The sequence below is a fragment of the [Rhizobium] kunmingense genome (assembly GCF_977018605.1).
This window is the reverse complement of record NZ_CDRNXG010000001.1, coordinates 2,967,594-2,990,585: the sequence shown is the minus strand read 5'-3', so window position 1 is coordinate 2,990,585 and position 22,992 is coordinate 2,967,594. Positions and strand designations below refer to the sequence as shown.

The following is a 22,992-nucleotide window of genomic DNA, read 5'->3' as shown; positions in this document are numbered from 1 at the left end:
CTGACGGTGGAAGGCCGCCTCTAGCACCCTTCTTTGCGATAATCACTCCAAAAGTGAGCATCATCCCGCAGCGATCGCTCCGGCGGGATGCGCCGGTGCGCAGAAGAGATGCGACAATCAAGCATTCGTTAACCTTAAGGATGTGTAATCGCGTCCAGCAAGCATCGAATGCCAGAGTCGTTTCCAGGAGCAGCAGAACGTGGCCCAACGCGCCGAAAACAAGGTTTTTGGAAAACGGGCACAGAATCACGTCCTCATTCTGGCAAGCGGCGAAACGCTCCGTCATATGACGATCCGCCCGTGGATGCTGGCGCTGGGCTTCAGCCTCGCCGGCCTGGCGATGGTAGGCTATCTCGGTGCGACCTCCTATCTCGTCATTCGCGACGACCTGATCGGCGCGACCATCGCACGGCAGGCGCGCATTCAGCATGACTACGAGGACCGCATCGCGGCGTTGCGGGCTCAGCTCGACCGCATCACGTCCCGTCAGCTGCTCGACCAGCAGGTGGTGGAAAAGAAGGTAGAGAAGCTGCTTGAGCAACAGAACGCGCTTTTCTCGCGCCACGGAAAGCTCGGCAACCTGCTCGACCGTGCGCAGGAATCCGGCATCTCGCCGGAACAGACGGATACCCCGGAACTTGCACCGACAACCGGCAGCATACCGGCATTCGCCCCCGTCGAGGACGGTCGCAGAGCCTCAATGACCGGCGGTACCGCGGCCATCGCCAAACTGATCGGCGGCACCCATGAAAAGCCAGCGCCGCTCGATATCGGCTCAGCCCTTGCCGCCACCAGCCTCCGCGAAGGAGCGGCGGACCGGGCGGACACGCTTTTCTCCAAGGTCACGCTGTCGCTGAAGGCGCTGGAAAGTCAGCAGCTCGCCAAGATCGCCAACCTGACGACGGGCGCGTCCGATACGGCCGATGCCATCACCCATATCCTGCGCCGCAGCGGCATCAATGTCGCCTTCCGTCCGTCCTTCGACGACGCAAACGGCGTCGGTGGCCCGTATATGGAGCCAGAACAATCCGCCAACCGTTTCGACACGTCGATCGATGAGCTGGATATAGCCCTGACGCGCCTTGAAACCGTTCGCGAAACGGCACGCGCCATGCCCTTCGCCAACCCTGCGCCAGGCCAGTCGGTGACCAGCCGTTACGGCAATCGCGTCGATCCGTTTCTCGGCCGCCTCGCGCTGCATGCAGGCGTCGATTTCGAGGCAAGGACCGGCGACGCCGTCAAGACAACCGGCTCCGGCAAGGTCGTTGCGGCCGGACCGGCCGGTGGCTACGGCAACATGGTCGAAGTCGACCATGGCCGTGGCATTTCGACCCGCTACGGTCATCTGTCGCGCATCCTCGTCAATGTAGGGGACGAGGTTGCGGCCGGCGACGTCATCGGCAAGGCCGGCTCCACGGGGCGCTCCACAGGCCCGCATGTCCATTATGAGGTCAGGCGCAACGGCCAGCCCGTCGATCCCATGCACTTCCTCAATGCCGGCCAGAAACTGGCCGCCTACCTGAAGTAAGCCCTCCTGACAGGACCTCGGTAGTCTCAAGGCCTTTTCATTCACCAAAAACGCGAGCCCTAGTCTTGGTTTCCTTGACTTTCGGGGGATTTGGTCATATGTCGCGCCCTGTTGTCGCCTCATTTATTAAGCCGCGACGGAACAAGTTCTTCCCGAACGAAATGGAATCGTATTTCCTTTGACCACTTTTGCTGATCTTGGCCTGAGCCAGAAAGTCCTCGACGCCGTCACCGCTGCCGGCTACTCGATACCGACCCCGATCCAGGCTGGAGCAATCCCGCACGCCCTGCAGCGGCGGGATATCTGCGGTATCGCCCAGACGGGTACGGGCAAGACAGCATCCTTCGTTCTTCCGATGCTGACGCTGCTCGAAAAAGGTCGCGCGCGGGCCCGCATGCCCCGCACCCTTATTCTCGAACCAACCCGCGAACTCGCGGCGCAGGTCGCCGAGAATTTCGAGAAGTACGGAAAGAATCACAAGCTTAACGTGGCGCTGCTGATCGGCGGCGTGTCGTTCGAAGATCAGGAACGCAAGCTGGAGCGCGGCGCTGACGTGCTTATCTGCACTCCCGGCCGCCTGCTCGATCATTGCGAGCGCGGCAAGCTTCTGATGACGGGTGTCGAGATCCTCGTGATCGACGAAGCCGACCGCATGCTCGACATGGGCTTCATCCCGGATATCGAACGCATCGCCAAGATGATCCCGTTCACCCGCCAGACGCTGTTCTTTTCGGCCACCATGCCGCCGGAAATCCAGAAGCTGGCAGACCGCTTCCTGCAGAACCCGGAACGCATCGAAGTCGCCAAGCCGTCCTCGACCGCCAAGACCGTGACGCAGCGCCTCGTTGCCGCTCACGCCAAGGATTATGAGAAACGCGCGGTTCTGCGCGATCTCATCAACGCGCAGGACGACCTGAAGAACGGCATCATCTTCTGCAACCGCAAGAAGGATGTCGCCGACCTATTCCGCTCGCTTGAGCGTCACGGCTTCTCGGTCGGCGCGCTGCATGGCGACATGGACCAGCGTTCGCGCACGACCATGCTGGCGAACTTCAAGGACAACAATATCAAGCTTCTCGTGGCTTCCGATGTCGCTGCACGCGGCCTCGACATTCCCGATGTCAGCCATGTCTTCAACTTCGACATTCCGATCCACGCGGAGGACTACGTCCACCGCATCGGCCGCACCGGCCGCGCCGGCCGTTCGGGCAAGGCGTTCACAATGGTGACACGTTCCGACACCAAGTATCTCGACGCGATCGAAAAGCTGATCGGCGAAAACATCGAATGGCTGAGCGGCGACCTTACCGCCCTGCCGGCTCCGATGGAAAGCCATGAGAGCAAGGATCGTGGCCGCAAGGGTGGTCGCGAGCGTGGCCGGGAACGCGACAAGGATCGCGATCGCAGCCGTGGCGTACGGTCCGAGCCGGTTGTTGCAGTGGAAGATAAACAGACAGTCGCGGAAGAGACAATCGTGGAAGCAGCAGTGCAGGATAACAGGAAGTCGGACCGCCGCGGCGACAAGCGCGAACAGTCTGCCAATAACGGCAACCGCGACCGCCGCCCGAGCCCTAGCCCAAGCCCGGCCAACAACGACAACCGTGATCGTCGCCGCTACCGCGACCACGACGACGGCCCGACCCCGGTCGGATTCGGCGACGACATTCCGGCCTTCATGCTGATCGTCGCCAACGCGGCGAAGTGAATTCCTCCATCATCCCCGGCCGGGACTTTCCCGGAATCGGCGTCGGCCTGATCATTCGTCGGGCCGACGGCAGGGTCTTGATGTGCCGCCGCCTCAAGGCGCCGGAAGCGGGATACTGGAACATTGTCGGCGGCAAGGTCGACATGATGGAGCGCGCGGCTGTTTCGGCACGCCGCGAGGCGGAAGAGGAAACCGGGCTGCGGATCGGCAAGGTCGAGTTTCTCTGCGTCGTGGAAGGCATTCTCGACGAGGAAGGCCAGCACTGGATCTCGCTTATATACGTCACCGAGGATTTTGCCGGCGAGCCGACATTGACGGAGCCGGACAAGCATTCCGATCTCACCTGGGTCGATATCAGCGCGCCACCCCAGCCGCTATCTGTCTTTTCGAAAGCAGCCTTCGAAGCATTGCAGACGAAGACGAGATAAGGTCGGGACGCCCGACAAAAAAGCCGCCCTGGCGGCGCAGGACGGCGATCTTGATGAAAATCGAGTCTAACAAACCGGATGCTGTCGTCGGCTCAGCCTAGACTGAACCACATCCCCCATTACGAGAAACACGATACTCGCTCAGCTTGATTGTCGGCAATACGCGAAATCTAGCACTTGCGTGTCGTCAAACCTGCTTACTTGGCACGTTCGGCACGAACCGCCGCCTCATAGGCCATGGCGACCCAAAGGCGCATCTGGTCGGGATCGTCGAAGGCGTCCTCGGGGATCGACCAATAGGGCATCAGCACCGGCCGGCCCTTCTTGCCCTCATACGACCATTGCCGCGCGCCCGCCTCAACGAATGCAGCACGGCTCTTGTCATCCGCCTTGAGAAGGACCTCGTCGCCGAGATCTAGCGCGATGATCAGCCCGTGATGATAGATGCCCTTGCCGCCGAACATGCGGCGGATCGAGACCGGCCCCAGTCCCTCGAAGATTTCCTCGATCGCAGCATCGTCCATCACCGGTCCCTCACGCCTTCAACACACCACCGGCCGAAATGACCGATTCCTGCGTATCGACATCGATATGCGCTGCAGGGCCGATGTCGACATCGATAACCGGCAATCCCGAATTTTCGATAATCGCCCTTGCACCAATGTCGCCTTCGAGGCGCAGCACGGCCGCGAAGGCCTCCCGCGGCAGGATGATCGGATTGCCGCGTTTTCCACCATGGACGGAGCGGATGATTGCCTCTCCGCCCGCCTCGCGGAAGGCGGAAACCAGGCTGTTGACGTCCCTGACCGTCACCGCCGGCATGTCTGCCAGCATGACGAGAACACCGTCGGCGGCTGCGGCCTCGTGGCGCCTGAAGCCGCGGACCAGCGAACTTGCCATGCCGCCGGAATAGTCGGGATTGTATTCAAGACAGAGGTCGAGACCGGACAGCGCCGCCTCCACCTCTTCCCGCCGATGCCCGGTCACGGCAATCACCGAGGATAGATCGGATGAAAGCAGCATTTCGGCAGAGCGACGCACCAGCGGCTTGCCGTCGAATTCGGCGAGAAGCTTGTGCGGCCATATCACCCCTTCGCTCCCGTGTTCATCCACTCGCATGCGCCGCGCCTGTCCGGCGGCGAGTAGGACCGCGGCCACCCTCACCGGCCCCTCGCCGCGCGCATCCGCATCACGCGGCTGCGGCCTCGTGGCAATCTCCATCAACAGACCTCCCACACCCAATCCGGCGATGTCGTCCGGTGTCGGCGTTTCACCGGCCATGATCCGATCCAGAATCCAGTCGAAGCCGTTTTCCTTCGGCGACCGGGCGCAGCCCGGCGCACCGATGACGGGTACGTCGCCTATTCGCCCCAGAACCAGCAGATTGCCTGGATCGACCGGCATGCCGATATGATCGACCACACCGCCGGCGGCACGAATTCCGGCCGGCAGAACATCGTCGGCATCGGCCACTGCCGACGCCCCGAAGATGACAACCATAGCCGGCTCATCGTTTCGGCTTGCCGCGAAGCCCTCTATGGCCGAACGAATCGCCTCCACATCGTGTCCGATACGGATTTCATTTATTATCCGGCTACCGTATTTCGCCAATCTCTGGCCAAGCGTCTTTACGGTCTTGTCCATGACAGAGGACTTCAGCGACGGCAACTGGGTGGCGATCAATGTCACCGACCGGGGATGGAACGGCTTCAGCCCGAAAGGCGGCCTGCCGGAAAGCGACGCGGCGGCTTTCTCCACGCTTGCGCGCGGCACGGCGAGCGGAATGATCTTGATCGTCGCTACCATGTCGCCGGCCTGCACGGCAACGCGGTCGGCGAGGCAGGCAAGCGTGATGGCGGGATCGATCCGGTTCATCGCATCGACCACCTGCCTGTCGGCGACGAAAAGCCCGCTCTCCAGCGCATAGACATTGACGCGTCCGGTCGAGGCTTCCGAAAGCCGTAACCGCGAGATATCGAGCACGGCCGCGATCCGTGCCGCCGCGTCATCCTCTGCCACATCGTCCGCATCGAGTTTGACGCCGATGACCGAGTCAACGCCCTGCAACGCCAGATCCGCGACATCCTCAGACGACAGGACCGAACCCTTGGCAAGCCGCCTCGCGGGTAGTCTTATCGCATGCGCAAGCGTTATGCCTTCAGCGTCTTGAAGCGGAAAACTGCCGAACTTCATCGGGGCATCCGCACATCAGTTACGGGACGCATGCGAAAGGCCTCGACGATCTGCGCCAGGGTCGCAAGCGCGATCTCGGCCGGGCTTGCTGCACCGATATCGAGCCCGATCGGCGCGGCGATCCGGGTGATATCCTCAGGCAGACAGCCCATTTCGGTCAACCGCTCGACGCGTTTCGCATGGGTCTTGCGGCTGCCGAGCGCACCGACATAGAAGCATCCGGCCTTCAGTGCCTCCGCCAGCGGAAAGTCGTCGATCTTCGGATCATGGGTCACCGCGGCGAGTGCCGTATAGCGGTCCAGCGGCTCGGTAAGCAGCACATCCTGCGGCCAGTCGGCAGCAAGCCGCACACCGGAAAAACGCTCTTCCGTGGCAAAGGCCGTGCGCGGATCGATGATCGTGATATCGTAGCCGCAGACCGGCGCCATCTGCGCCAGCGCCTGGGTGATGTGAACCGCGCCGATCGCGACGATCCGCGGCGGCGGAAGGTGTGGATTGAGGAAGACTGCGCCCTCGCCCGTCTCGATATTGGTCGCCTTGCCGCTGCGCATCGCGCCCGCAATCGCTTCAGCATAGAGGTCGCCGGTAATCTCGTCCTCCAGCACGACGCGCGTCTCGCCGGTCGCAAGCGCCGTTACCGCCACCGCGCCCTTGCGCGCGGAACGCGCGGAATTCAGTCTGATCAGACAGTCTATCCGCATCAGCCAAGCCTTTCGACATAGACGCGGATGCGCCCGCCGCAGGAAAGCCCGACGCGCCACGCCGTTTCGTCGGCAACGCCGAATTCCAGCATTTTCGGTTCGCCCGAGCCGATCACGTCGACGGCCTCGGCAATCACCGCACCCTCGACGCAGCCGCCGGAGACGGAGCCTTCGAAATTGCCATCCGCATCGATGACCAGATGGCTGCCGGCCGGCCTTGGTGCCGACCCCCATGTCTCCATCACCGTGGCGATCGCGACCTGCCGTCCGGCATCGACCCAGTCCTGTGCCGTCAATAACGGGTCCAATGGTCTGGCAGGCTTCATGAAACGTCCTTCTGGCGAAAACGGAGGGTGATCCGCTTCAAATGATACGAGTTCCGCAGATTTGCCAGATGAAAAATCCGAAATTTGCATCACCAGTTCGTGCAATCCCGCTGTTATCTGCTGCAGCGGACGGGAAAGACTTTGACGCTGCCACTGCTGCGGTTAAATGTGACGCGAACAGATCCTTAAGGAAAAGCATGCCGTCCCTGCGCTCCGCCATCGCCCTGCTGCTGATCTCCACCGCCGGTTTCGGCGCCGGCCTCGGCGCGACGGCGGTTGAGGCCGATGGCGCCACGATCGGCGTCGTTGCGCCTAGGGCCGGCCCCTATGCCTTGCTCGGCGCGCAGGTTCTCGACGGCGCCAAGGCTGCCGCCGCGGCAACCGGCGACACGATCGTCGAGATCAACGAGAACTGCGAGGAAGCCGGCGGAACGGAAGCGGCCAAGATGCTCGTCGAGGCGCAGGCGGAAATCGCCATCGGCTTTCTCTGCGTCGAGACGCTGACCGCCGCCATGCCGGCGCTGGCTGCAGCCAACATCCCCGCCCTCACCCTGTCCGTGCGCTCCCGCATCCTGATGGAGGACGCGTTACGCAACGGCTGGCCGCTCGTGCGCATGGCGCCATCCGAGACGGCAGAGGCAGACGCGGTTGCCGAAGCAATCATCGCGCGCTGGAAAGCCGGCGCGATCGCTTTCGTCGACGACGGTACGATCTATGGCCGGGAACTAGTCAGCGCCGTGCGCCAGAGACTTGAGCCGCTCGGCATCAGGCCGGTCTTCACCGATACGCTGCGCCCTGGACAGGAACAGCAGATCGCGCTCGTACGCCGCCTGCAGAAGGCCGGCGCGACACATGTTCTGATCGGCGCGGACCGCAACGATGTAGCCGTCATCGCCCGTGACGCGGGGCAGGAAAATGTCGCCCTCACCCTGCTCGGCGGCGATGCGATGCGTGCGGCCAACCGGCCCGTCCCCTTGCGCGACGCAACGCTTGCCGTAACCTTGCCGGAATACCGCACCGTGCCGGATGCGGCAACGATCGCCGCCACCCTCGTCACACGCGACATCGAACCGGAAGGTCTGGCCCTGCCGGCCTATGCCGCCGTGCAGATTGCCGGCCAGGCCGCAGCGCGTGGCGATGGCGATCCAAAGGCTATCCTGGCTGCGCTTCTCAGCGAGCGTTTCCAGACCGTGATCGGTGAGATCGGCTTTTCAAACGCCCATGAACTTGCAGACAATCCCTACCGCCTGCTGGAATGGCGCGGCAGCGAATTCGTCGCGCCCGCCACATCCACGGAATAGCGCGTCGCCGGCCGGCATTTGGTACCCGGGACCTGGTGCCTGACACCGCGCAACGATTGCAGCCGGCCTTTTGCAATGCTACTGGCCGGCAACCAAAGGAGACACGCCACCCATGACCCTGCCGCTTCGCATCGCTCCCTCCATTCTCGCCTCCGATTTTTCAAAACTCGGCCAGGAGGTGAAGGATGTCATCGATGCAGGTGCCGACTGGGTGCATCTCGATGTCATGGACGGCCATTTCGTCCCCAACATCTCCTTCGGCCCGGATGTCATCAAGTCGCTGCGCCCCTATACCGACGCCTTCTTCGACTGCCACCTGATGATCGCGCCTGCCGATCCCTATCTCGAAGCCTTCGCCAAGGCCGGCTGTGACGGCATCACCGTGCATGCGGAAGCCGGTGCGCATCTGCATCGCTCGCTGCAGACGATCCGCGCGCTCGGCAAGAAGGTCGGCGTCACGCTCAATCCCGCAACCCCTGTTTCGGTTCTTGAGAACGTGCTCGACGATGTCGACCTCATCCTGGTGATGAGCGTCAATCCCGGCTTCGGCGGCCAGAAATTCATTCCCTCGGCGCTCGACAAGATCGCCGCCATCAAGTCTCTGATCGGTGACCGGCCGATCGAACTGGAAGTCGATGGCGGCATCACCACGGAAACGATCGGCGCCGCCCACAAGGCCGGCGCCAACGTCTTCGTCGCCGGCTCGGCCGTCTACAAGGGCGGTGAGAAATCCGCCTATCAGGCCAATATCGCGGCTTTGGTTGCGGCGGCCAAGGCCTGATCCTTGAAAGGTTGAGGCGCCCGCGATTGCGTGGGCGTAACCCTTTCTTATCGTCAAAATCCCACCGTCCTCCCTAAACCCCCACCTTTATTCGTAAAACATTGAGCTTTGCCGCTGTTCTTGATAGAGCGGCGGCAACTTTCATTAGCCAAGCGAGCTGCCCATGATCCCCCGCTACTCCCGACCGGAAATGGTCGCCATCTGGTCGCCCGAAACCAAGTTCCGCATCTGGTTCGAAATCGAGGCGCATGCCTGCGATGCGCTTGCCGCGATCGGCGTCATTCCGAAGTCGGCAGCCGAAACGATCTGGGAAAAGGGCGGCAAGGCCGAATTCGACGTGGCCCGCATCGACGAGATCGAGGCCGTCACCAAGCATGACGTCATCGCCTTCCTCACCCATCTTGCCGAATTCATCGGCCCGGATTCGCGCTTCGTCCACCAGGGCATGACCTCGTCCGACGTTCTCGACACGACGCTCAACGTCCAGCTCGTGCGTGCCACCGACATCCTGCTGGCCGGCATGGACCGCGTTCTGGCGGCCCTGAAGACCCGCGCCTTCGAGCACAAGAACACGGTGCGCATCGGCCGCAGCCACGGCATCCATGCCGAGCCGACGACGATGGGCCTCACCTTCGCCCGCTTCTATGCCGAGATGGACCGTAACAAGACGCGTCTTCTGTCCGCCCGCGAAGAGATCGCCACCTGCGCCATTTCCGGCGCCGTCGGCACCTTCGCCAATATCGACCCGCGCGTCGAGGAGCATGTCGCCGCCGCCATGGGCCTGAAGGCCGAGCCGGTCTCGACCCAGGTCATCCCGCGTGACCGTCATGCCATGTATTTCGCCACACTCGGCGTCATCGCCTCGTCGATCGAAAACGTCGCGATCGAAATCCGCCACATGCAGCGCACCGAAGTTCTGGAAGCCGAAGAGTTCTTCTCGCCGGGCCAGAAGGGTTCGTCGGCCATGCCGCACAAGCGCAACCCGGTCTTGACCGAAAACCTTACCGGCCTGTCGCGCCTCGTGCGCATGTCGGTCGTCCCGGCGATGGAAAACGTGGCCCTGTGGCACGAGCGTGACATCAGCCATTCGAGCGTCGAGCGCGCCATCGGCCCGGACACGACCGTCACCCTCGACTTTGCGCTGCATCGCCTTGCAGGTGTTGTCGAAAAGCTCGTCATCTACCCCGAGAACATGTTGAAGAACATGAACAAGTTCAAGGGCCTGGTAATGAGCCAGCGCGTCCTTCTGGCACTCACGCAGGCTGGCGTTTCTCGCGAGGACAGCTATCGCCTCGTGCAGCGTAACGCCATGAAGGTGTGGGAACGCGGCGCCGATTTCCTCGAGGAATTGCTCGCCGACGAGGAAGTGCGGGCAGCACTTTCCGAGGAAGAGATCCGCGAAAAGTTCGATCTCGGCTACCACACCAAGCACGTCGACACGATCTTCACACGCGTCTTCGGCGAAGCTTGATATTGACGGCACGAAAGCACAGATAGGCGGCATGAAAGCGTCAGAAGCCGATATCCTCATCGTTCCCGGTTACACCAATTCCGGCCCCGCCCACTGGCAGACCCGTTGGGAGCAGAAGCTCGCAACGGCCCGCCGGGTGGAGCAGGCCGAATGGGCAAAACCGGTCAGGAACGACTGGGTCGATCGCGTCGTCGAGGAGGTCAACGCCTCGACGCGGCCGGTCGTCCTCGTCGCCCATTCGCTCGGCGTGCCGAGCGTCGTGCATGCGATCCCGCATTTCAAGAAGCCGGTGGCCGGCGCATTCTTCGTTGCGCCACCGGAACTGGAAAACCCGAAGATCAGGCCCAAGCACCTGATGACCTTCGGCCCATACCCGCGCGATCCGCTCCCCTTCCCGGCACTCACCATCGCCAGCCGCAACGATCCGTTCGGCTCCTACGAACATGCCGGCGACATTACCAATGCCTGGGGGTCGCTACTCGTCGACGCCGGCGAATCCGGCCACATAAACGCCGAATCCGGCCACGGCCCCTGGCCGGAAGGAACCATGGTTTTCGCCCAGTTCCTTGCGAAATTGAAGGCCTGACAAAACGGCCCTGCCGGGCCACGCGGCCCGGCATCTTCGCATCGACTTCGAATGGCAATTTTAAGTCTAACTTAATTTGCAATCGCTAAATTACATCACCTTTGCCAGCCTGGGCGACGTGATGCCATTGAACCTTGCGCATGCCGGCGCCGCCATGGCGCCACCCGAGGATCTCGGGTCTTTGATCGCCGTATATGATGCCATGCCCTTTCCGGTCGCATTGATCGACCAGGAGGGCAACGTCTTCCATTTGAATGCCGCCTTCGAGCGCGCGTGGTGCGGCCCGCATGCCGGACGGCTGACCAACCTGATCCATCCAGAGGACCGATACGGCTTTCACGCCAGATTGCGCGACCACGCCTCAGAGGTCACCGAACGGATACAAATCCGCCTGACCGCCGGTGACGGCGAGATCCGCTGGGTCGACGTCAGCCTGACGCCGGCCTCCGAACAGTCCTGCGGCGGGCCGTTCACCGCCGCGCTGTTCACCGACATCACCCCGCTTCGGGCCGAAATCGCGGAACTGACGGATCGCGAGAACCGCTGGAATAGCGCGCTTGTCAGCTCGCTCACCGGTGTTTGGGACCACAACTGGGCGACCGGCCAGAAATACTATTCGCCGACCTGGCGTCGCATCCGCGGCATGTCGCTGGACGATCCCTTGCCGGAAAGCACGGCCGCATGGATCGACACGCTGCATCCCGACGATCGCGACCATGTCATCCACTGCGTCGAGCGACAGAACGCCGGGGATATCAACTACGCCGTCTTCGAATACCGGGAGCGCCACAAGGACGGCCACTGGATGTGGATCGAATGCCGCGGCGACTGTATCGCCTGGGACGAGACCGGCAAGCCGACCCGTATCGTCGGCACAGATACCGACGTCACCGAGCGCAAGCTTGCCGAGGAGGCTGTGGCCCGTCTTGCCAAACGGCTGGAAATGGCGCTCGAAATCTCCGATGTCGGCACCTATGAATGCGACCTCACCACCGGCATCGTCGACTGGGATGACCGGATGTACCGCATCTACGGGCTTCCGACGCGCGAGGACGTCCGCGTCGGCGGTCTGTGGGAGACATTCCTCCATCCCGACGATGCCGAGGAGATGACCCGAAAGCTCGACGATCAGGCGCGTGACGGCACCCGTTTCGCCGAGCAGTTCCGCGTCAGGCTGCGCGACGGCGCCGAACGCATCATCCGCGCCCGCACCACATCCTTCCTCGACGCCAGCGGCCACAACGTCACGATCGGCGCCAACTGGGACGTGACCGAAGACGTCGGCCTGCATCGGGAACTGGAACGGGCCAAGACGCTTGCCGAGGCGCGTGCACACGAGCTGGAAATCGCCAGGGATCGCATCGAGCATACGGCGATGCACGACTACCTGACGGAACTGCCGAACCGCCGCTATCTCGACGACATGCTGCAGCGGATGAGCGCGCAGTGCCGGCGCGACGGCTCGGGCATCGCCATCCTGCATGTCGATCTCGACCGCTTCAAGCAGGTCAACGACACGCTCGGCCACGATGCCGGCGACACGATGCTGCTGCATGCCGCCAACATGCTGCGTGACACGCTGCGCAAGGAGGATTTCATCGCCCGCGTCGGCGGCGATGAATTCATCGTCGTTTCGCGCCTCGACGGTGACCAGGAGCCTTTGCCGGATGTTGCGGCCCGCATGATCGAAGCCATATGCGAACCCTGCCTCTACGAGGGCCGACCGTGCCATATCGGCGCCAGCATCGGCGTCGCCACCGCCCACGGCGGAGATATCGAGATCCGCCAGCTGCTGCGCAACTCGGATATCGCTCTTTACGAGGCCAAGCAGCAGGGCCGCAATCGCTGTGTCTTCTTCGCAAAGGAAGCATAGGTCGCCAGGCGAAGCAGCTTTGAAGACGAAGCACAGATGCCGCTCGCAAGAAGCGCCCGCGGCGAGGCCTGGCCGATACTATTCCTGCTCCACCTGCAAGGTCGCCTCGCCCAGCGCCTCGACCATTCTCAGCCTGATCTCCTCGTCGCTCACAGTGACGCCGGATGCGTCGAAATCGGCTCGCAGCTTGCGGAAGACATCCTCATGGCCCGCCTCGAGAAAATCCGCGGCCAGCACTTCGCGCGCATAGCCATCGGCATCAGTCTTTGCCAGCAGGCCGGCGGCCCACAGCCCGACCAGCCGATTGCGCCGCGCCAACGCCTTGAATTTCAGCTCCTCATCATGGGCAAACTTGTTTTCGAACGCCTTTTCCCGGTCGCTCATGCTGATCGTATGCATGCCTTCCTCCCTGAATGCAACATTCGGGTCCCTCCTGTCCGCCGAAACGGACGGGCAAAGCCCGATTTTGTCCGGCATCAACGCGCGAAACGGCATTCCGCTCCATGAGCGAGCCGCCGCGATGACAAACTCAAGACGCATTTCGGTGGCTAAACGGATCGATGGAAGACACGCTCGACCGGCTGCGACGGCCTTTGCCGAACATGCGCGCGCAAACTGCCCCTCGGCTCGCTCCGATCTGCGGTGGAAAATGCAGCAACGACGGCTCGGACCGTCACCGTTTCGATGTACTCTGTACCGGTTGATTCTCTCATCACGAGCAAGGTCAATCCCCGGCTCCGGAGCACCCGCATTGTGAAAACGAAACTTTTCCTTTATGGGACCGCTTCAAGCAAGACCCACAGCGCTTCCCCAAGCGCTCACAACGAGATTAGAACATCATGAACCGTCGCCGCCGTATTTACGAAGGCAAGGCCAAGATCCTGTATGAGGGTCCCGAGCCGGGCACGCTGATCCAATTCTTCAAGGACGACGCCACCGCCTTCAACAAGAAGAAGCATGACGTCATCGACGGCAAGGGCGTGCTCAACAACCGCATTTCCGAATACCTGTTCACCCACCTGAACAAGATCGGCATTCCGACGCATTTCATCCGCCGGATGAACATGCGCGAACAGCTGATCAAGGAAGTGGAGATGATCCCGCTCGAGATCGTCGTGCGCAATGTCGCCGCCGGTTCGCTGTCGGAACGCCTCGGCATTGAAGAAGGCACCGTCCTGCCGCGCTCGATCATCGAATTCTACTACAAGTCGGACCAGCTTGCCGATCCGATGGTATCGGAAGAGCACATCACCGCCTTCGGCTGGGCCAACCCCGCCGAACTCGACGACATCATGGCGCTTGCCATCCGCGTCAACGACTTCCTGTCCGGTCTCTTCCTCGGCGTCGGCATCCAGCTCGTCGACTTCAAGATCGAATGCGGCCGCCTTTACGAAGGCGACATGATGCGGATCATCATCGCCGACGAGATATCCCCCGATAGCTGCCGGCTTTGGGACATCGAGACGCAGGAAAAGATGGACAAGGACCGCTTTCGCCGCGATATGGGTGGGCTTCTGGAAGCCTATTCCGAAGTCGCCCGCCGTCTCGGCATCATCAATGAAAACGAACCGATCCGCGGTACGGGTCCGGTTCTCGTCAAGTAAACCCTGGGGGTAGTGAAAGTGATCAAGGCACGCGTGACTGTCACGCTGAAAAACGGCGTTCTCGACCCGCAGGGCAAGGCGATTGAAGGCGCGCTCGGCAGCCTCGGTTTCGAAGGCGTTCACCAGGCCCGCCAGGGCAAGGTCTTCGACCTCGAACTCGACACCGCCGACAAGGCCAAGGCCGAAGCCGACCTCAAGGCCATGTGCGAAAAGCTTCTGGCTAACACGGTGATTGAGAACTACACTATCGCAATCGACTAAAGGTTGCGGGAAGCGCGTGATGGCCGAGATCACAAATGAACTCATGTATGAACTATTGAAGCGCGTGCATGCGGACATATCCGATCTGAAATTCGGCCAACGCGAGTTGAAGACAGAAATGAATGCGATGCGTGGAACCATGATCTCCATGCATCAGGACATTCACAATATCTACACGGTCCTGACGCATCACGAGCTACGCCTCGACCGTATCGAAAACCGCCTGGAACTGCGCGAGTTCCAGGAAGCCCAAGCAAGGTTTGAACCACAGCCATGAAGTCAGCCGTCGTCCAGCTCCCAGGCCTTAACCGCGATCGCGACATGATCGCCGCCCTCACCAAGATTTCCGGCAAGGCGCCGATCACCGTCTGGCAGACGGAGACGAGCATTCCCGACGACATCGATCTGATCGTCATTCCGGGCGGCTTCTCCTACGGTGATTACCTGCGCTGCGGCGCGATCGCCGCCCGCATGCCGGTCATGCAGGCGATTAAGGAAAAGGCCGAAAAGGGCGTCAAGGTTCTCGGCGTCTGCAACGGCTTCCAGATCCTCGTCGAGGCGGGCCTTCTGCCCGGTGCGCTGATGATGAACGCCTCGCTGAAATTCGTCTGCAAGGAAGTGAAGCTCGAAGTCGTCAATGCCGAGACCGACTTCACGCGCGCCTATGAAAAGGGTCAGGTCATCCGCTGCCCGGTCGCCCATCACGAGGGCAACTATTTCGTCGACCAGGAAACCCTGAAGTCGATGAACGGCAATGGCCAGGTGGTCTTCCGCTATGCCGAAGGCACCAATCCGAACGGCGCGATCGAGGACATTGCCGGCGTCGTCAACGCCCGCGGCAACGTGCTGGGCATGATGCCGCACCCGGAAAACCTGATCGAAGCCGCCCATGGCGGCAGCGACGGCCGCGGCATCTTCGCATCGGCGCTCGACGTCATCGCTGCCTGACGGCGGTTGCGGTGGCCGCAAGCCGGCCACCGGACACCATCCTTCAACCGGGAACGACCAGCAGATGTCCTGCCGCATTTCCAATGCCATTTCTGTTGCCGTGCTCGGCGCCATGCTCGCGGCCTGCCAGGCCAAGCCCGTTGCGCAACCCAGCGCATCGGCACTCGACGTTATGGAAAAGGTGGCGGTCGCCGCCAATCGCTGCTGGTTCCGGTCGGGCGATGCAGCATTCCGCACCTACGATTTCGCCCCGGAACTGACCTCGTTTTCCGGCCGCCCGCGCATTCTTCTGACCCGCAAGGGTTCGGCGGATATCCGTCCGCTCCTCGTCGTCCAGGCTGAAGGCCGCCCCGCACAGCTGAGCGCCTTCGGCCCGCTGATGAGCGAACAGCTCGGCAACCGCATCGGTACGGACGTCAGGCGTTGGGCAACCGGCAACAGCAATTGCTGACACAATAAAAGGCCTATCCGGCGGTTGGGATTGCCGGATAGGCCTCAAGCATCCGCAGCCACGCCGCCGCGGACAATATCCATATAGAGCGTGTCGCTCGAAAGGGTTGCCGGTTTCGAGCTAAAGACACGCGCCAAAACAAACGACTAAAGCGCGCAGAACGAATCTGAAAGATCGCGATACGCTTTTAGGCCTCAGATCATGAAACGCGAGCGCCTCGCCTCGCGATGGGCGGCAATACGGGTCACCCCGATATCGGCCAGCTGATCGTCACCCATCTCCATCAAGGCCTTCCTACCCGTCCGACGCGCCAGCCAGTTTCCGCATGTGTCGATCAGGAAGGCGATCACACCCGCACGCACCGGCATCGCGGCCGGCGGCAAAAGCTCGCCGATGACATAGGTCCCGGCCGCGCCCTTGTAAGTCTCGCGCTCATAGCGGTCGGGATAGATTGTATCGATTGTCGCGAGATATTCATCATACTTGCGCATATCGCACCTGTGGGTGGTTGAGTTGCATTCGGTACAATCCAAATACATTGACTCACTTAGGGTGACAATGTATTCATTGTCACCATGACAAGCTGGCTTCCCAATCTCGAAAGTGGCTCCGGACCGCTTTACATCCGCCTCGCAGACCAGATGGAAAACGCCATGGAAACAGGCGATCTGGCCGCCGGCAGCAAATTGCCGCCGCAGCGCAACCTCGCCTATGATATCGGGGTGACAATCGGCACGATCAGCCGCGCCTATTCGCTGCTCCACGAACGCGGCCTCGTCAGTGGCGAGGTCGGCCGCGGCACTTATGTGCTGGCGCGCAACGAAGTGGGACCACATGCGGAGCGCGACCCGATTTCCACCAGCCTCGCCGGAACGCGTCCCCTATACACCCCGCCAGACAAGATACGCCTAGACAGTACCGCCGCCCCCGAACTCGGCCAGAACGAGGTCCTCGCAAGGGTCGTCTCAGACATCATGCGGGACTGTCCCGAAGAGGCTTCCGGTTATACGCGCAGCTTTCCCGACCATTGGAACGAGGCCGGCAAGCGGTGGCTGAGCTATGGCGACTGGAGCCCGCAGATCGACAGCGTCGTGCCGACGCTCGGCGCCCATGCCGGCGTCATGTCGATCATCACGGTGCTGACCAATCCCGGCGACCGGATCGTCTTCGAGCCGATGACCTATTCCCAGGTCAGCCGCGCCGCAGGCCTTGTCGGCCGCCGCGTCTCGCTCGTCAGCACAGATGAGCAGGGCGTCATCCCGGATGATTTCGAACGCGCCTGCGTGCAGCAGCATCCGAAGATCGCCTTCTTCATGTCGTCGGCGCAGAACCCGACACTCGCCACCATGCCAATCGCGCGGCGCCGCGCGATTGCCGAGATCGCCCGCCGGCACAATGTCTGGCTGATTGAGGACAATCTCTATGGCGCGATGGACAAGAAGGACATTCCGCTGATCGCCGCGTTTGCGCCGGACCGCACCTTCGTCATCGACGGCCTGTCGAAATCCGTCTCTGCCGGCATTCGCGGCGGCTGGGTCGCCTGCCCGCCGCATCTCGCCCAGCGCGTCCGCGTCGCCCACAAGATGATCACCGGCGGCCTGCCCTTTCTGCTCGCCGAACTTGCCGCACGCCTCGTGCTCAGCGGCGAGGCGGAGGCCATATGGGAGCGCTGCAAGGCGGAAATCAACGCGCGCGAGGCCATGGCGCGGCAAATACTTTCCGGCTACGACTTCAACTCCAACCCCGACATCCCCTTCCTGTGGCTCAAGCTGCCGGAACCCTGGCTTTCCGGCACATTCAAGAACGCGGTCTATGCGGATGGCGTCCTGATCGACGATGAGGACGAGTTCAAGGCGGCACGCACGGACAAGGTCACCCACCGGGTTCGGCTCGGCTTTTCCTCGCCGAAGACGCGGGCCGAGGTCGAGCAGGGTTTCAACGTCGTGCGAAGTCTTCTGGACAATAGCGCCGCCGGCTACGACAGCGTCGGTTGACCCTGTCGCCGGTCATGCCGACGCATTCCGGCCTCTCCCGCCGCCACCCCGGCGCGACTATCCCCCGACATTGCCTGCCGGGACTGATTTTCCTGTCGCGCTCGCGGATTAGTTAGGCTAAAGAGGCCGCAAAAGCCCCGAACGGCCGCTATTCCAGGATAAAAGATGACGATCTCAAATTCCCGCCAGATCACCCCGGAACTCATCGCCTCGCACGGCCTCAAGCCGGACGAATACCAGCGCATCCTGGATCTGATCGGCCGCGAACCGAGCTTCACCGAACTCGGCATCTTTTCCGCCATGTGGAACGAGCACTGCTCCTACAAGTCCTCCAAGAAGTGGCTGCGCACGCTGCCGACCAAGGGCCGCCGCGTCATCCAGGGACCGGGCGAGAACGCCGGCGTCGTCGATATCGATGACGGCGACGTCGTCGTGTTCAAGATGGAGAGCCACAACCACCCGTCCTATATCGAACCCTATCAGGGTGCGGCGACCGGCGTCGGCGGCATTCTGCGCGACGTCTTCACCATGGGCGCGCGTCCGGTTGCGGCGATGAACGCGCTGCGTTTCGGCGCGCCTGACCACGCCAAGACCAAGCATCTCGTTTCCGGCGTCGTTGCCGGTGTCGGCGGCTACGGCAATTCCTTCGGCGTACCGACCGTCGGCGGCGAGGTCGAGTTCGACCCGCGCTACAACGGCAACATCCTCGTCAACGCCTTTGCAGCCGGCCTTGCAAAGTCGGACGGCATCTTCCTGTCGGAAGCCAAGGGCGTCGGCCTCCCCGTCGTCTATCTCGGCGCCAAGACCGGCCGCGACGGCGTCGGTGGCGCAACCATGGCATCGGCGGAATTCGACGAGTCGATCGAAGAGAAGCGCCCGACCGTTCAGGTCGGCGACCCCTTCACCGAAAAGTGCCTGCTCGAAGCCTGCCTCGAACTGATGAAGACCGGCGCGGTCATCGCCATCCAGGACATGGGTGCCGCCGGCCTCACCTGCTCGGCCGTCGAAATGGGCGCCAAGGGCGACCTCGGCATCGAGCTCTATCTCGACAAGGTTCCCGTCCGCGAAGAGCAGATGACGGCCTATGAGATGATGCTGTCGGAAAGCCAGGAGCGCATGCTCATGGTTCTCGAGCCCTCCAAGGAAGAGGTCGCCAAGGCGATCTTCGTCAAGTGGGGTCTCGACTTCGCCATCGTCGGCAAGACGACCGACGACCTGCGCTTCCGTGTCATCCATCAGGGTGAGGAAGTCGCCGACCTGCCGATCAAGGATCTCGGCGACCAGGCACCGGAATACGACCGCCCGTGGGTGCAGCATACGGCGCGTGCGCCGCTGCCCGCCTCTCAGGTCGCAGAACCGGAAGACTATAACATCGCGCTGATCAAGCTCGTCGGCTCGCCGAACCAGTCCAGCCGTCGCTGGGTGTGGGAACAGTACGACACGCTGATCCAGGGCAACTCGCTGCAGCTTCCCGGCGGTGACGCCGGCGTCGTGCGCGTCGAAGGCCATGCCTCCAAGGCGCTTGCCTTCTCCTCCGACGTCACCCCGCGTTATGTCGAGGCCGACCCGTATGAGGGCGGCAAGCAGGCGGTTGCCGAATGCTGGCGCAACATCGTCGCGACCGGCGCAGAGCCGCTCGCCGCCACCGACAACCTCAATTTCGGCAATCCGGAAAAACCGGAAATCATGGGCCAGCTCGTCGGCGCCATCAAGGGCATCGGCGCGGCGTGCACCGCGCTCGACTTCCCGATCGTGTCGGGCAACGTCTCGCTCTACAACGAGACCAACGGCGTCGCGATCCTGCCGACCCCGACCATTGCCGGCGTCGGCCTTTTGGGCGACTGGCAGAAGATGGCCCGCATCGGCGCGGCCAAGGACGGCGACGTGCTGATCATGATCGGCACAGACGGCAACCATCTCGGCTCCTCCGTCTATCTGCGCGACGTTCTGGCATCGACAGACGGCCCTGCCCCGACGGTCGATCTCGTCGCCGAGCGCCGCAACGGCGAGTTCGTCCGCGCCGTCATTCGCAATGCCCAGGTCACGGCCTGCCACGACATTTCGTCGGGCGGTCTCGGCGTGGCACTCGCGGAAATGGCGATGTCGTCGAACAAGGGCATGACCGTCAGCCTCGCAGACCAGCAGGGCCCGGCACATGCACTGCTGTTCGGTGAAGACCAGGCGCGCTACGTCCTCGCCGTCCCGGCCGATCTCGCAGGCTTCGTCACCGCCAGCGCCGAAAGCGCCGGCGTGCCGTTCCGCACGCTTGGCAAGGTCGGCGGCGACAGCCTCGTCGTCGAAGGCGTCATCAACGTCGCCGTCACGGAACTGACGGCTGCCCATGAAGCCTGGTTCCCGGCGTTCATGGCCTGATCCCGTCACGGGCCTTTTAGCGAAGCCAAAGCAGAAGCAAATACAATGCCGGTGCGTACCACGCGCCGGCATTGTCGCTTTGACCGCGCCGCGCGTTTGAGGCAGTGTTCTTCGGAAAGACAGATGCTGGAACGATTCCAGTATCCAGACAAAAAGGACATGACCAAATGCCCATGCGACCCGGCGATATAGAAGACATGATCAAGGCCGGCATTCCCGGCGCCAAGGTCACCATCCGCGATCTCGCGGGCGATGGAGATCATTACGCCGCCGAAGTCGTCGCCGAAGCCTTCCGCGGCAAAAGCCGCGTGCAGCAGCACCAGATGGTCTACGAGGCACTGAAGGGCAACATGGGCGGCGTCCTGCACGCCCTGGCGCTCCAGACATCGGCACCTGCGGAGTGACGCCATGAACGATCTCGTCAAGCAGATCGTTGTGAGCGTGGTCGAGAATGTCATGAAGGAATTGCTCGGCAAGTCCCATGGCAAGACGGCCAGCAAGCGCAAGAAGCGGGCGGCGACCAAGCCGTCCGGCACCACAGCCCGCCCTGCCGCCAAAACGGCGTCGCGCACCGCAAAGCCGGCGAAGCGGCAAGTCAGCAAGCGAAGCACGGCCGCCAGCCGCAGCAAGCAGCGCAGCCGCTGACCGCAGCACCCGGACGTTGAAATAAGACATCGAACCCGGTGCAATTGCGCTGGAATTAATAAGGTTGCCTTGCTATCTAAGGGCAAAGTACAAGCGCGGCGGTCCTTGAAACCGCATGTGAAAGGATAAAGACATGAGCGGCATTCACGATCTCATCGACAACGAAGTCAAGAGCAGCGACGTCGTCCTGTTCATGAAGGGCACCCCGCAGTTCCCGCAGTGTGGCTTCTCCGGCCAGGTGGTCCAGATCCTCGATTACCTCGGCGTCGACTACAAGGGCGTCAACGTGCTGGCCGACGCAGATATCCGCCAGGGCATCAAGGATTATTCCAACTGGCCGACCATCCCGCAGCTCTACGTCAAGGGCGAGTTCATCGGCGGCTGCGATATCGTCCGCGAAATGTTCCAGTCGGGTGAACTGAAGACCCATTTCGAAGGCCAGGGGGTCGCGGTTCGCGCTGCCTGATCTAGCCTCGCGCTGATCGCAGACCATGTCCGAAGGCGCCGCCCCCCGCGGCGCCTTTCCCATTCTTCAGGAAACAGCTGTGACAAATCCTTCACAAATCGTGCCGGCGAAATTGCAGGGCATGGGCAAGACGCAGTTCATCGCGATGATGGCGGCCCTGATGGCGCTGAACGCGCTCGCCATCGACATCATGCTTCCGGGCCTGCAGCAGATCGGCGAATCGCTCGGCGTCGAAAACCCCAATCACCGCCAATACGTCGTCTCCGCCTATCTCTTCGGCTTCGGTGTGGCACAGCTGCTTTACGGCCCGTTGTCCGACCGGTTCGGTCGCCGCAAGCCGCTGCTGATCGGTCTCGGCATCTACATCCTCTCGGCCGTCGCCATTGTCTTCGTCCCCTCCTTCTCGGGCCTGCTCGCACTGCGCTTCATGCAGGGCGTCGGTTCGGCGGCGACCCGCGTCATCTCCGTCTCGATCGTGCGTGACGTCTATGGCGGTCGGGCAATGGCCGAGGTCATGTCGCTGATCATGATGGTCTTCATGATCGTGCCGATCATTGCACCGGGTACCGGCCAGGTCGTGCTTCTGTTCGGCAACTGGCACCTGATCTTCGCCTTCATCGCCGTCGTCGGCGCCATCGTCACCTGGTGGGTCGCCCGCCGCCTGCCGGAGACGTTGTCCCCGGAAGACGTGCGCCCGTTCACCGCAAGCTCGATCATCTCCGGCTTCATCATCGTGCTGACCAACCGCGTGGCGCTCTGCTATACGCTCGCCAGCACCTTCATCTTCGGCGCGCTGTTCGGCTTCATCAACTCGGCCCAGCAGGTCTATGTCGGCATTTATGAACTCGGCGTCTGGTTCCCTGTCGCCTTTGCCGCGGTGGCGCTGTTCATGTCGATTTCGGCCTTTCTCAACTCGCGCTGGGTCGGCAAGATGGGAATGCGCCGCCTGTCGCATGCGGCGGTGGTCGGCTTTGTCGCGGTCACCTTCCTGTGGCTGAGCGTCCAGCTCCTGTCGCCGGGGCCGATGCCCTTCCTGCTGTTCCTGGCATTCTTCGCGCTGGCGATGTTCCTGTTCGGCCTGATCGCCTCGAATTTCAATTCGCTGGCGATGGAGCCGCTCGGCCATGTTGCCGGAACGGCCTCGTCCGTGCTCGGCTTCATGGGCACGGTCGGCGGTGCGATCATCGGCGCGGCGATCGGCCAGGCCTTCAACGGCACGGCAACACCGATGGTGGCGGGCTTCTTCACCGTCTCGGTCATCGGCCTCTTCTTCGTCGTCATCGGCGAGAAGGGAAAGCTATTCCAGCCGCATAACCCGAAGGCCTGATGGCCCTTGCACCGTCTTGACCACGATCGA

General features: G+C 62.3%; 25 protein-coding genes. 19 read left to right on the top strand and 6 right to left on the bottom strand.

Translation table 11 applies throughout. The features are described from left to right. The first annotated feature begins 199 nt into the window (after positions 1-199). From AC0JZ4_RS14490 to AC0JZ4_RS14480, 3 genes are all read left to right on the top strand, one after another. Positions 200-1,528: a peptidoglycan DD-metalloendopeptidase family protein gene (locus tag AC0JZ4_RS14490; protein ID WP_471887063.1), complete on the top strand. Its 1,329-nt coding sequence runs from the start codon at positions 200-202 to the stop codon at positions 1,526-1,528. A gap of 178 nt (positions 1,529-1,706) precedes the next feature. Further along, the gene (locus tag AC0JZ4_RS14485) at positions 1,707-3,233 is read left to right on the top strand and encodes a DEAD/DEAH box helicase (protein WP_471887062.1); all 1,527 of its coding nucleotides are present in this window, start codon (positions 1,707-1,709) and stop codon (positions 3,231-3,233) included. Beyond that, positions 3,230-3,661, top strand: a complete 432-nt coding sequence (locus AC0JZ4_RS14480) for an NUDIX domain-containing protein (protein WP_471887061.1) — start codon at positions 3,230-3,232, stop codon at positions 3,659-3,661. Before AC0JZ4_RS14485 ends, AC0JZ4_RS14480 begins: the two co-directional genes overlap by 4 nt. Before the next feature lie 197 nt (positions 3,662-3,858). On the opposite strand, the gene AC0JZ4_RS14475 is transcribed toward AC0JZ4_RS14480, so the two are convergent. Genes AC0JZ4_RS14475 through AC0JZ4_RS14460 form a run of 4 tightly spaced genes read right to left on the bottom strand, consistent with a single transcriptional unit; the run spans position 3,859 to position 6,881 of the window. Then, positions 3,859-4,185, bottom strand: coding sequence for a TfoX/Sxy family protein (locus AC0JZ4_RS14475; RefSeq protein WP_471887060.1), 327 nt, complete (start codon positions 4,183-4,185; stop codon positions 3,859-3,861). A gap of 10 nt (positions 4,186-4,195) precedes the next feature. After that, complete coding sequence (locus AC0JZ4_RS14470; RefSeq protein WP_471887059.1) at positions 4,196-5,854, bottom strand: NTP transferase domain-containing protein; 1,659 nt, start codon at positions 5,852-5,854, stop codon at positions 4,196-4,198. Beyond that, positions 5,851-6,555 (bottom strand): XdhC family protein, encoded by a 705-nt coding sequence (locus AC0JZ4_RS14465; RefSeq protein ID WP_471887058.1) that lies wholly within the window; start codon positions 6,553-6,555, stop codon positions 5,851-5,853. The genes AC0JZ4_RS14470 and AC0JZ4_RS14465 overlap by 4 nt, the downstream gene beginning before the upstream one ends. Further along, positions 6,555-6,881, bottom strand: a complete 327-nt coding sequence (locus tag AC0JZ4_RS14460; RefSeq protein ID WP_471887057.1) for an XdhC family protein — start codon at positions 6,879-6,881, stop codon at positions 6,555-6,557. The genes AC0JZ4_RS14465 and AC0JZ4_RS14460 overlap by 1 nt, the downstream gene beginning before the upstream one ends. A 197-nt stretch (positions 6,882-7,078) precedes the next feature. Between AC0JZ4_RS14460 and AC0JZ4_RS14455 the strand changes: the two genes are divergently transcribed. From AC0JZ4_RS14455 to AC0JZ4_RS14435, 5 genes are all read left to right on the top strand, one after another. Continuing rightward, a complete protein-coding gene (locus tag AC0JZ4_RS14455) occupies positions 7,079-8,182 on the top strand; it encodes an ABC transporter substrate-binding protein (RefSeq protein WP_471887056.1) in 1,104 nt (367 codons plus the stop codon). 112 nt (positions 8,183-8,294) lie between these two features. After that, positions 8,295-8,963 carry a ribulose-phosphate 3-epimerase gene (gene rpe / locus AC0JZ4_RS14450; protein ID WP_471887055.1) on the top strand — a complete coding sequence of 223 codons (669 nt, stop codon included), beginning with the start codon at positions 8,295-8,297 and terminating at the stop codon, positions 8,961-8,963. Between the two features lie 163 nt (positions 8,964-9,126). Next, the gene (gene purB, locus AC0JZ4_RS14445) at positions 9,127-10,434 is read left to right on the top strand and encodes an adenylosuccinate lyase (RefSeq protein ID WP_471887054.1); all 1,308 of its coding nucleotides are present in this window, start codon (positions 9,127-9,129) and stop codon (positions 10,432-10,434) included. A 31-nt stretch (positions 10,435-10,465) separates the two neighbouring features. After that, entirely contained in the window at positions 10,466-11,020 is a 555-nt protein-coding gene (locus AC0JZ4_RS14440) for an RBBP9/YdeN family alpha/beta hydrolase (protein WP_471887053.1), read from the top strand. A 121-nt stretch (positions 11,021-11,141) separates the two neighbouring features. Continuing rightward, positions 11,142-12,893, top strand: a complete 1,752-nt coding sequence (locus AC0JZ4_RS14435; RefSeq protein ID WP_471887052.1) for a sensor domain-containing protein — start codon at positions 11,142-11,144, stop codon at positions 12,891-12,893. A 78-nt stretch (positions 12,894-12,971) separates the two neighbouring features. Here AC0JZ4_RS14435 and AC0JZ4_RS14430 read toward each other — a convergent pair whose 3' ends face one another. Further along, positions 12,972-13,292, bottom strand: coding sequence for a DUF1476 domain-containing protein (locus tag AC0JZ4_RS14430; protein WP_471887051.1), 321 nt, complete (start codon positions 13,290-13,292; stop codon positions 12,972-12,974). A 440-nt stretch (positions 13,293-13,732) separates the two neighbouring features. On the opposite strand from AC0JZ4_RS14430, the gene purC reads away from it, so the two are divergent. From purC to AC0JZ4_RS14405, 5 genes are all read left to right on the top strand, one after another. Beyond that, positions 13,733-14,497 carry a phosphoribosylaminoimidazolesuccinocarboxamide synthase gene (gene purC / locus AC0JZ4_RS14425; RefSeq protein WP_471887050.1) on the top strand — a complete coding sequence of 255 codons (765 nt, stop codon included), beginning with the start codon at positions 13,733-13,735 and terminating at the stop codon, positions 14,495-14,497. 18 nt (positions 14,498-14,515) lie between these two features. Further along, a complete protein-coding gene (gene purS, locus AC0JZ4_RS14420) occupies positions 14,516-14,758 on the top strand; it encodes a phosphoribosylformylglycinamidine synthase subunit PurS (RefSeq protein ID WP_112459135.1) in 243 nt (80 codons plus the stop codon). A 19-nt stretch (positions 14,759-14,777) separates the two neighbouring features. Then, positions 14,778-15,035: a hypothetical protein gene (locus AC0JZ4_RS14415; protein ID WP_471887049.1), complete on the top strand. Its 258-nt coding sequence runs from the start codon at positions 14,778-14,780 to the stop codon at positions 15,033-15,035. Then, positions 15,032-15,706 (top strand): phosphoribosylformylglycinamidine synthase subunit PurQ, encoded by a 675-nt coding sequence (gene purQ, locus AC0JZ4_RS14410; RefSeq protein WP_471887048.1) that lies wholly within the window; start codon positions 15,032-15,034, stop codon positions 15,704-15,706. Before AC0JZ4_RS14415 ends, purQ begins: the two co-directional genes overlap by 4 nt. Positions 15,707-15,770: 64 nt before the next feature. Further along, positions 15,771-16,157, top strand: coding sequence for a hypothetical protein (locus tag AC0JZ4_RS14405; RefSeq protein ID WP_471887047.1), 387 nt, complete (start codon positions 15,771-15,773; stop codon positions 16,155-16,157). A 194-nt stretch (positions 16,158-16,351) separates the two neighbouring features. On the opposite strand, the gene AC0JZ4_RS14400 is transcribed toward AC0JZ4_RS14405, so the two are convergent. Further along, the gene (locus AC0JZ4_RS14400; protein ID WP_471887046.1) at positions 16,352-16,648 is read right to left on the bottom strand and encodes a DUF1127 domain-containing protein; all 297 of its coding nucleotides are present in this window, start codon (positions 16,646-16,648) and stop codon (positions 16,352-16,354) included. A gap of 84 nt (positions 16,649-16,732) precedes the next feature. Between AC0JZ4_RS14400 and AC0JZ4_RS14395 the strand changes: the two genes are divergently transcribed. From AC0JZ4_RS14395 to AC0JZ4_RS14370, 6 genes are all read left to right on the top strand, one after another. Beyond that, complete coding sequence (locus tag AC0JZ4_RS14395) at positions 16,733-18,151, top strand: aminotransferase-like domain-containing protein (RefSeq protein ID WP_471887045.1); 1,419 nt, start codon at positions 16,733-16,735, stop codon at positions 18,149-18,151. A gap of 165 nt (positions 18,152-18,316) precedes the next feature. Further along, positions 18,317-20,524, top strand: coding sequence for a phosphoribosylformylglycinamidine synthase subunit PurL (gene purL, locus AC0JZ4_RS14390; protein WP_471887044.1), 2,208 nt, complete (start codon positions 18,317-18,319; stop codon positions 20,522-20,524). A 167-nt stretch (positions 20,525-20,691) separates the two neighbouring features. Continuing rightward, positions 20,692-20,928 carry a BolA family protein gene (locus AC0JZ4_RS14385; protein WP_471887043.1) on the top strand — a complete coding sequence of 79 codons (237 nt, stop codon included), beginning with the start codon at positions 20,692-20,694 and terminating at the stop codon, positions 20,926-20,928. 4 nt (positions 20,929-20,932) lie between these two features. Next, positions 20,933-21,169, top strand: a complete 237-nt coding sequence (locus AC0JZ4_RS14380; protein WP_471887042.1) for a hypothetical protein — start codon at positions 20,933-20,935, stop codon at positions 21,167-21,169. Between the two features lie 133 nt (positions 21,170-21,302). Continuing rightward, on the top strand, positions 21,303-21,635 hold the full coding sequence (gene grxD, locus AC0JZ4_RS14375; RefSeq protein WP_471887041.1) for a Grx4 family monothiol glutaredoxin: 333 nt from the start codon (positions 21,303-21,305) through the stop codon (positions 21,633-21,635). Positions 21,636-21,714: 79 nt separating this feature from the next. After that, the gene (locus tag AC0JZ4_RS14370) at positions 21,715-22,962 is read left to right on the top strand and encodes a multidrug effflux MFS transporter (RefSeq protein ID WP_471887040.1); all 1,248 of its coding nucleotides are present in this window, start codon (positions 21,715-21,717) and stop codon (positions 22,960-22,962) included. The last annotated feature ends 30 nt before the right edge of the window (positions 22,963-22,992 follow it).

Coding starts and splice junctions, on each gene's coding strand:
- AC0JZ4_RS14475 (WP_471887060.1), bottom strand. CDS start 4,185: ATGGACGATGCTGCGATCGAGGAAATCTTCGAGGGACTGGGGCCGGTC.
- AC0JZ4_RS14470 (WP_471887059.1), bottom strand. CDS start 5,854: ATGAAGTTCGGCAGTTTTCCGCTTCAAGACGCTGAAGGCATAACGCTT.
- AC0JZ4_RS14465 (WP_471887058.1), bottom strand. CDS start 6,555: ATGCGGATAGACTGTCTGATCAGACTGAATTCCGCGCGTTCCGCGCGC.
- AC0JZ4_RS14460 (WP_471887057.1), bottom strand. CDS start 6,881: ATGAAGCCTGCCAGACCATTGGACCCGTTATTGACGGCACAGGACTGG.
- AC0JZ4_RS14455 (WP_471887056.1), top strand. CDS start 7,079: ATGCCGTCCCTGCGCTCCGCCATCGCCCTGCTGCTGATCTCCACCGCC.
- rpe (WP_471887055.1), top strand. CDS start 8,295: ATGACCCTGCCGCTTCGCATCGCTCCCTCCATTCTCGCCTCCGATTTT.
- purB (WP_471887054.1), top strand. CDS start 9,127: ATGATCCCCCGCTACTCCCGACCGGAAATGGTCGCCATCTGGTCGCCC.
- AC0JZ4_RS14440 (WP_471887053.1), top strand. CDS start 10,466: ATGAAAGCGTCAGAAGCCGATATCCTCATCGTTCCCGGTTACACCAAT.
- AC0JZ4_RS14435 (WP_471887052.1), top strand. CDS start 11,142: ATGCCATTGAACCTTGCGCATGCCGGCGCCGCCATGGCGCCACCCGAG.
- AC0JZ4_RS14430 (WP_471887051.1), bottom strand. CDS start 13,292: ATGCATACGATCAGCATGAGCGACCGGGAAAAGGCGTTCGAAAACAAG.
- purC (WP_471887050.1), top strand. CDS start 13,733: ATGAACCGTCGCCGCCGTATTTACGAAGGCAAGGCCAAGATCCTGTAT.
- AC0JZ4_RS14415 (WP_471887049.1), top strand. CDS start 14,778: ATGGCCGAGATCACAAATGAACTCATGTATGAACTATTGAAGCGCGTG.
- purQ (WP_471887048.1), top strand. CDS start 15,032: ATGAAGTCAGCCGTCGTCCAGCTCCCAGGCCTTAACCGCGATCGCGAC.
- AC0JZ4_RS14405 (WP_471887047.1), top strand. CDS start 15,771: ATGTCCTGCCGCATTTCCAATGCCATTTCTGTTGCCGTGCTCGGCGCC.
- AC0JZ4_RS14400 (WP_471887046.1), bottom strand. CDS start 16,648: ATGCGCAAGTATGATGAATATCTCGCGACAATCGATACAATCTATCCC.
- AC0JZ4_RS14395 (WP_471887045.1), top strand. CDS start 16,733: ATGACAAGCTGGCTTCCCAATCTCGAAAGTGGCTCCGGACCGCTTTAC.
- purL (WP_471887044.1), top strand. CDS start 18,317: ATGACGATCTCAAATTCCCGCCAGATCACCCCGGAACTCATCGCCTCG.
- AC0JZ4_RS14385 (WP_471887043.1), top strand. CDS start 20,692: ATGCCCATGCGACCCGGCGATATAGAAGACATGATCAAGGCCGGCATT.
- AC0JZ4_RS14380 (WP_471887042.1), top strand. CDS start 20,933: ATGAACGATCTCGTCAAGCAGATCGTTGTGAGCGTGGTCGAGAATGTC.
- grxD (WP_471887041.1), top strand. CDS start 21,303: ATGAGCGGCATTCACGATCTCATCGACAACGAAGTCAAGAGCAGCGAC.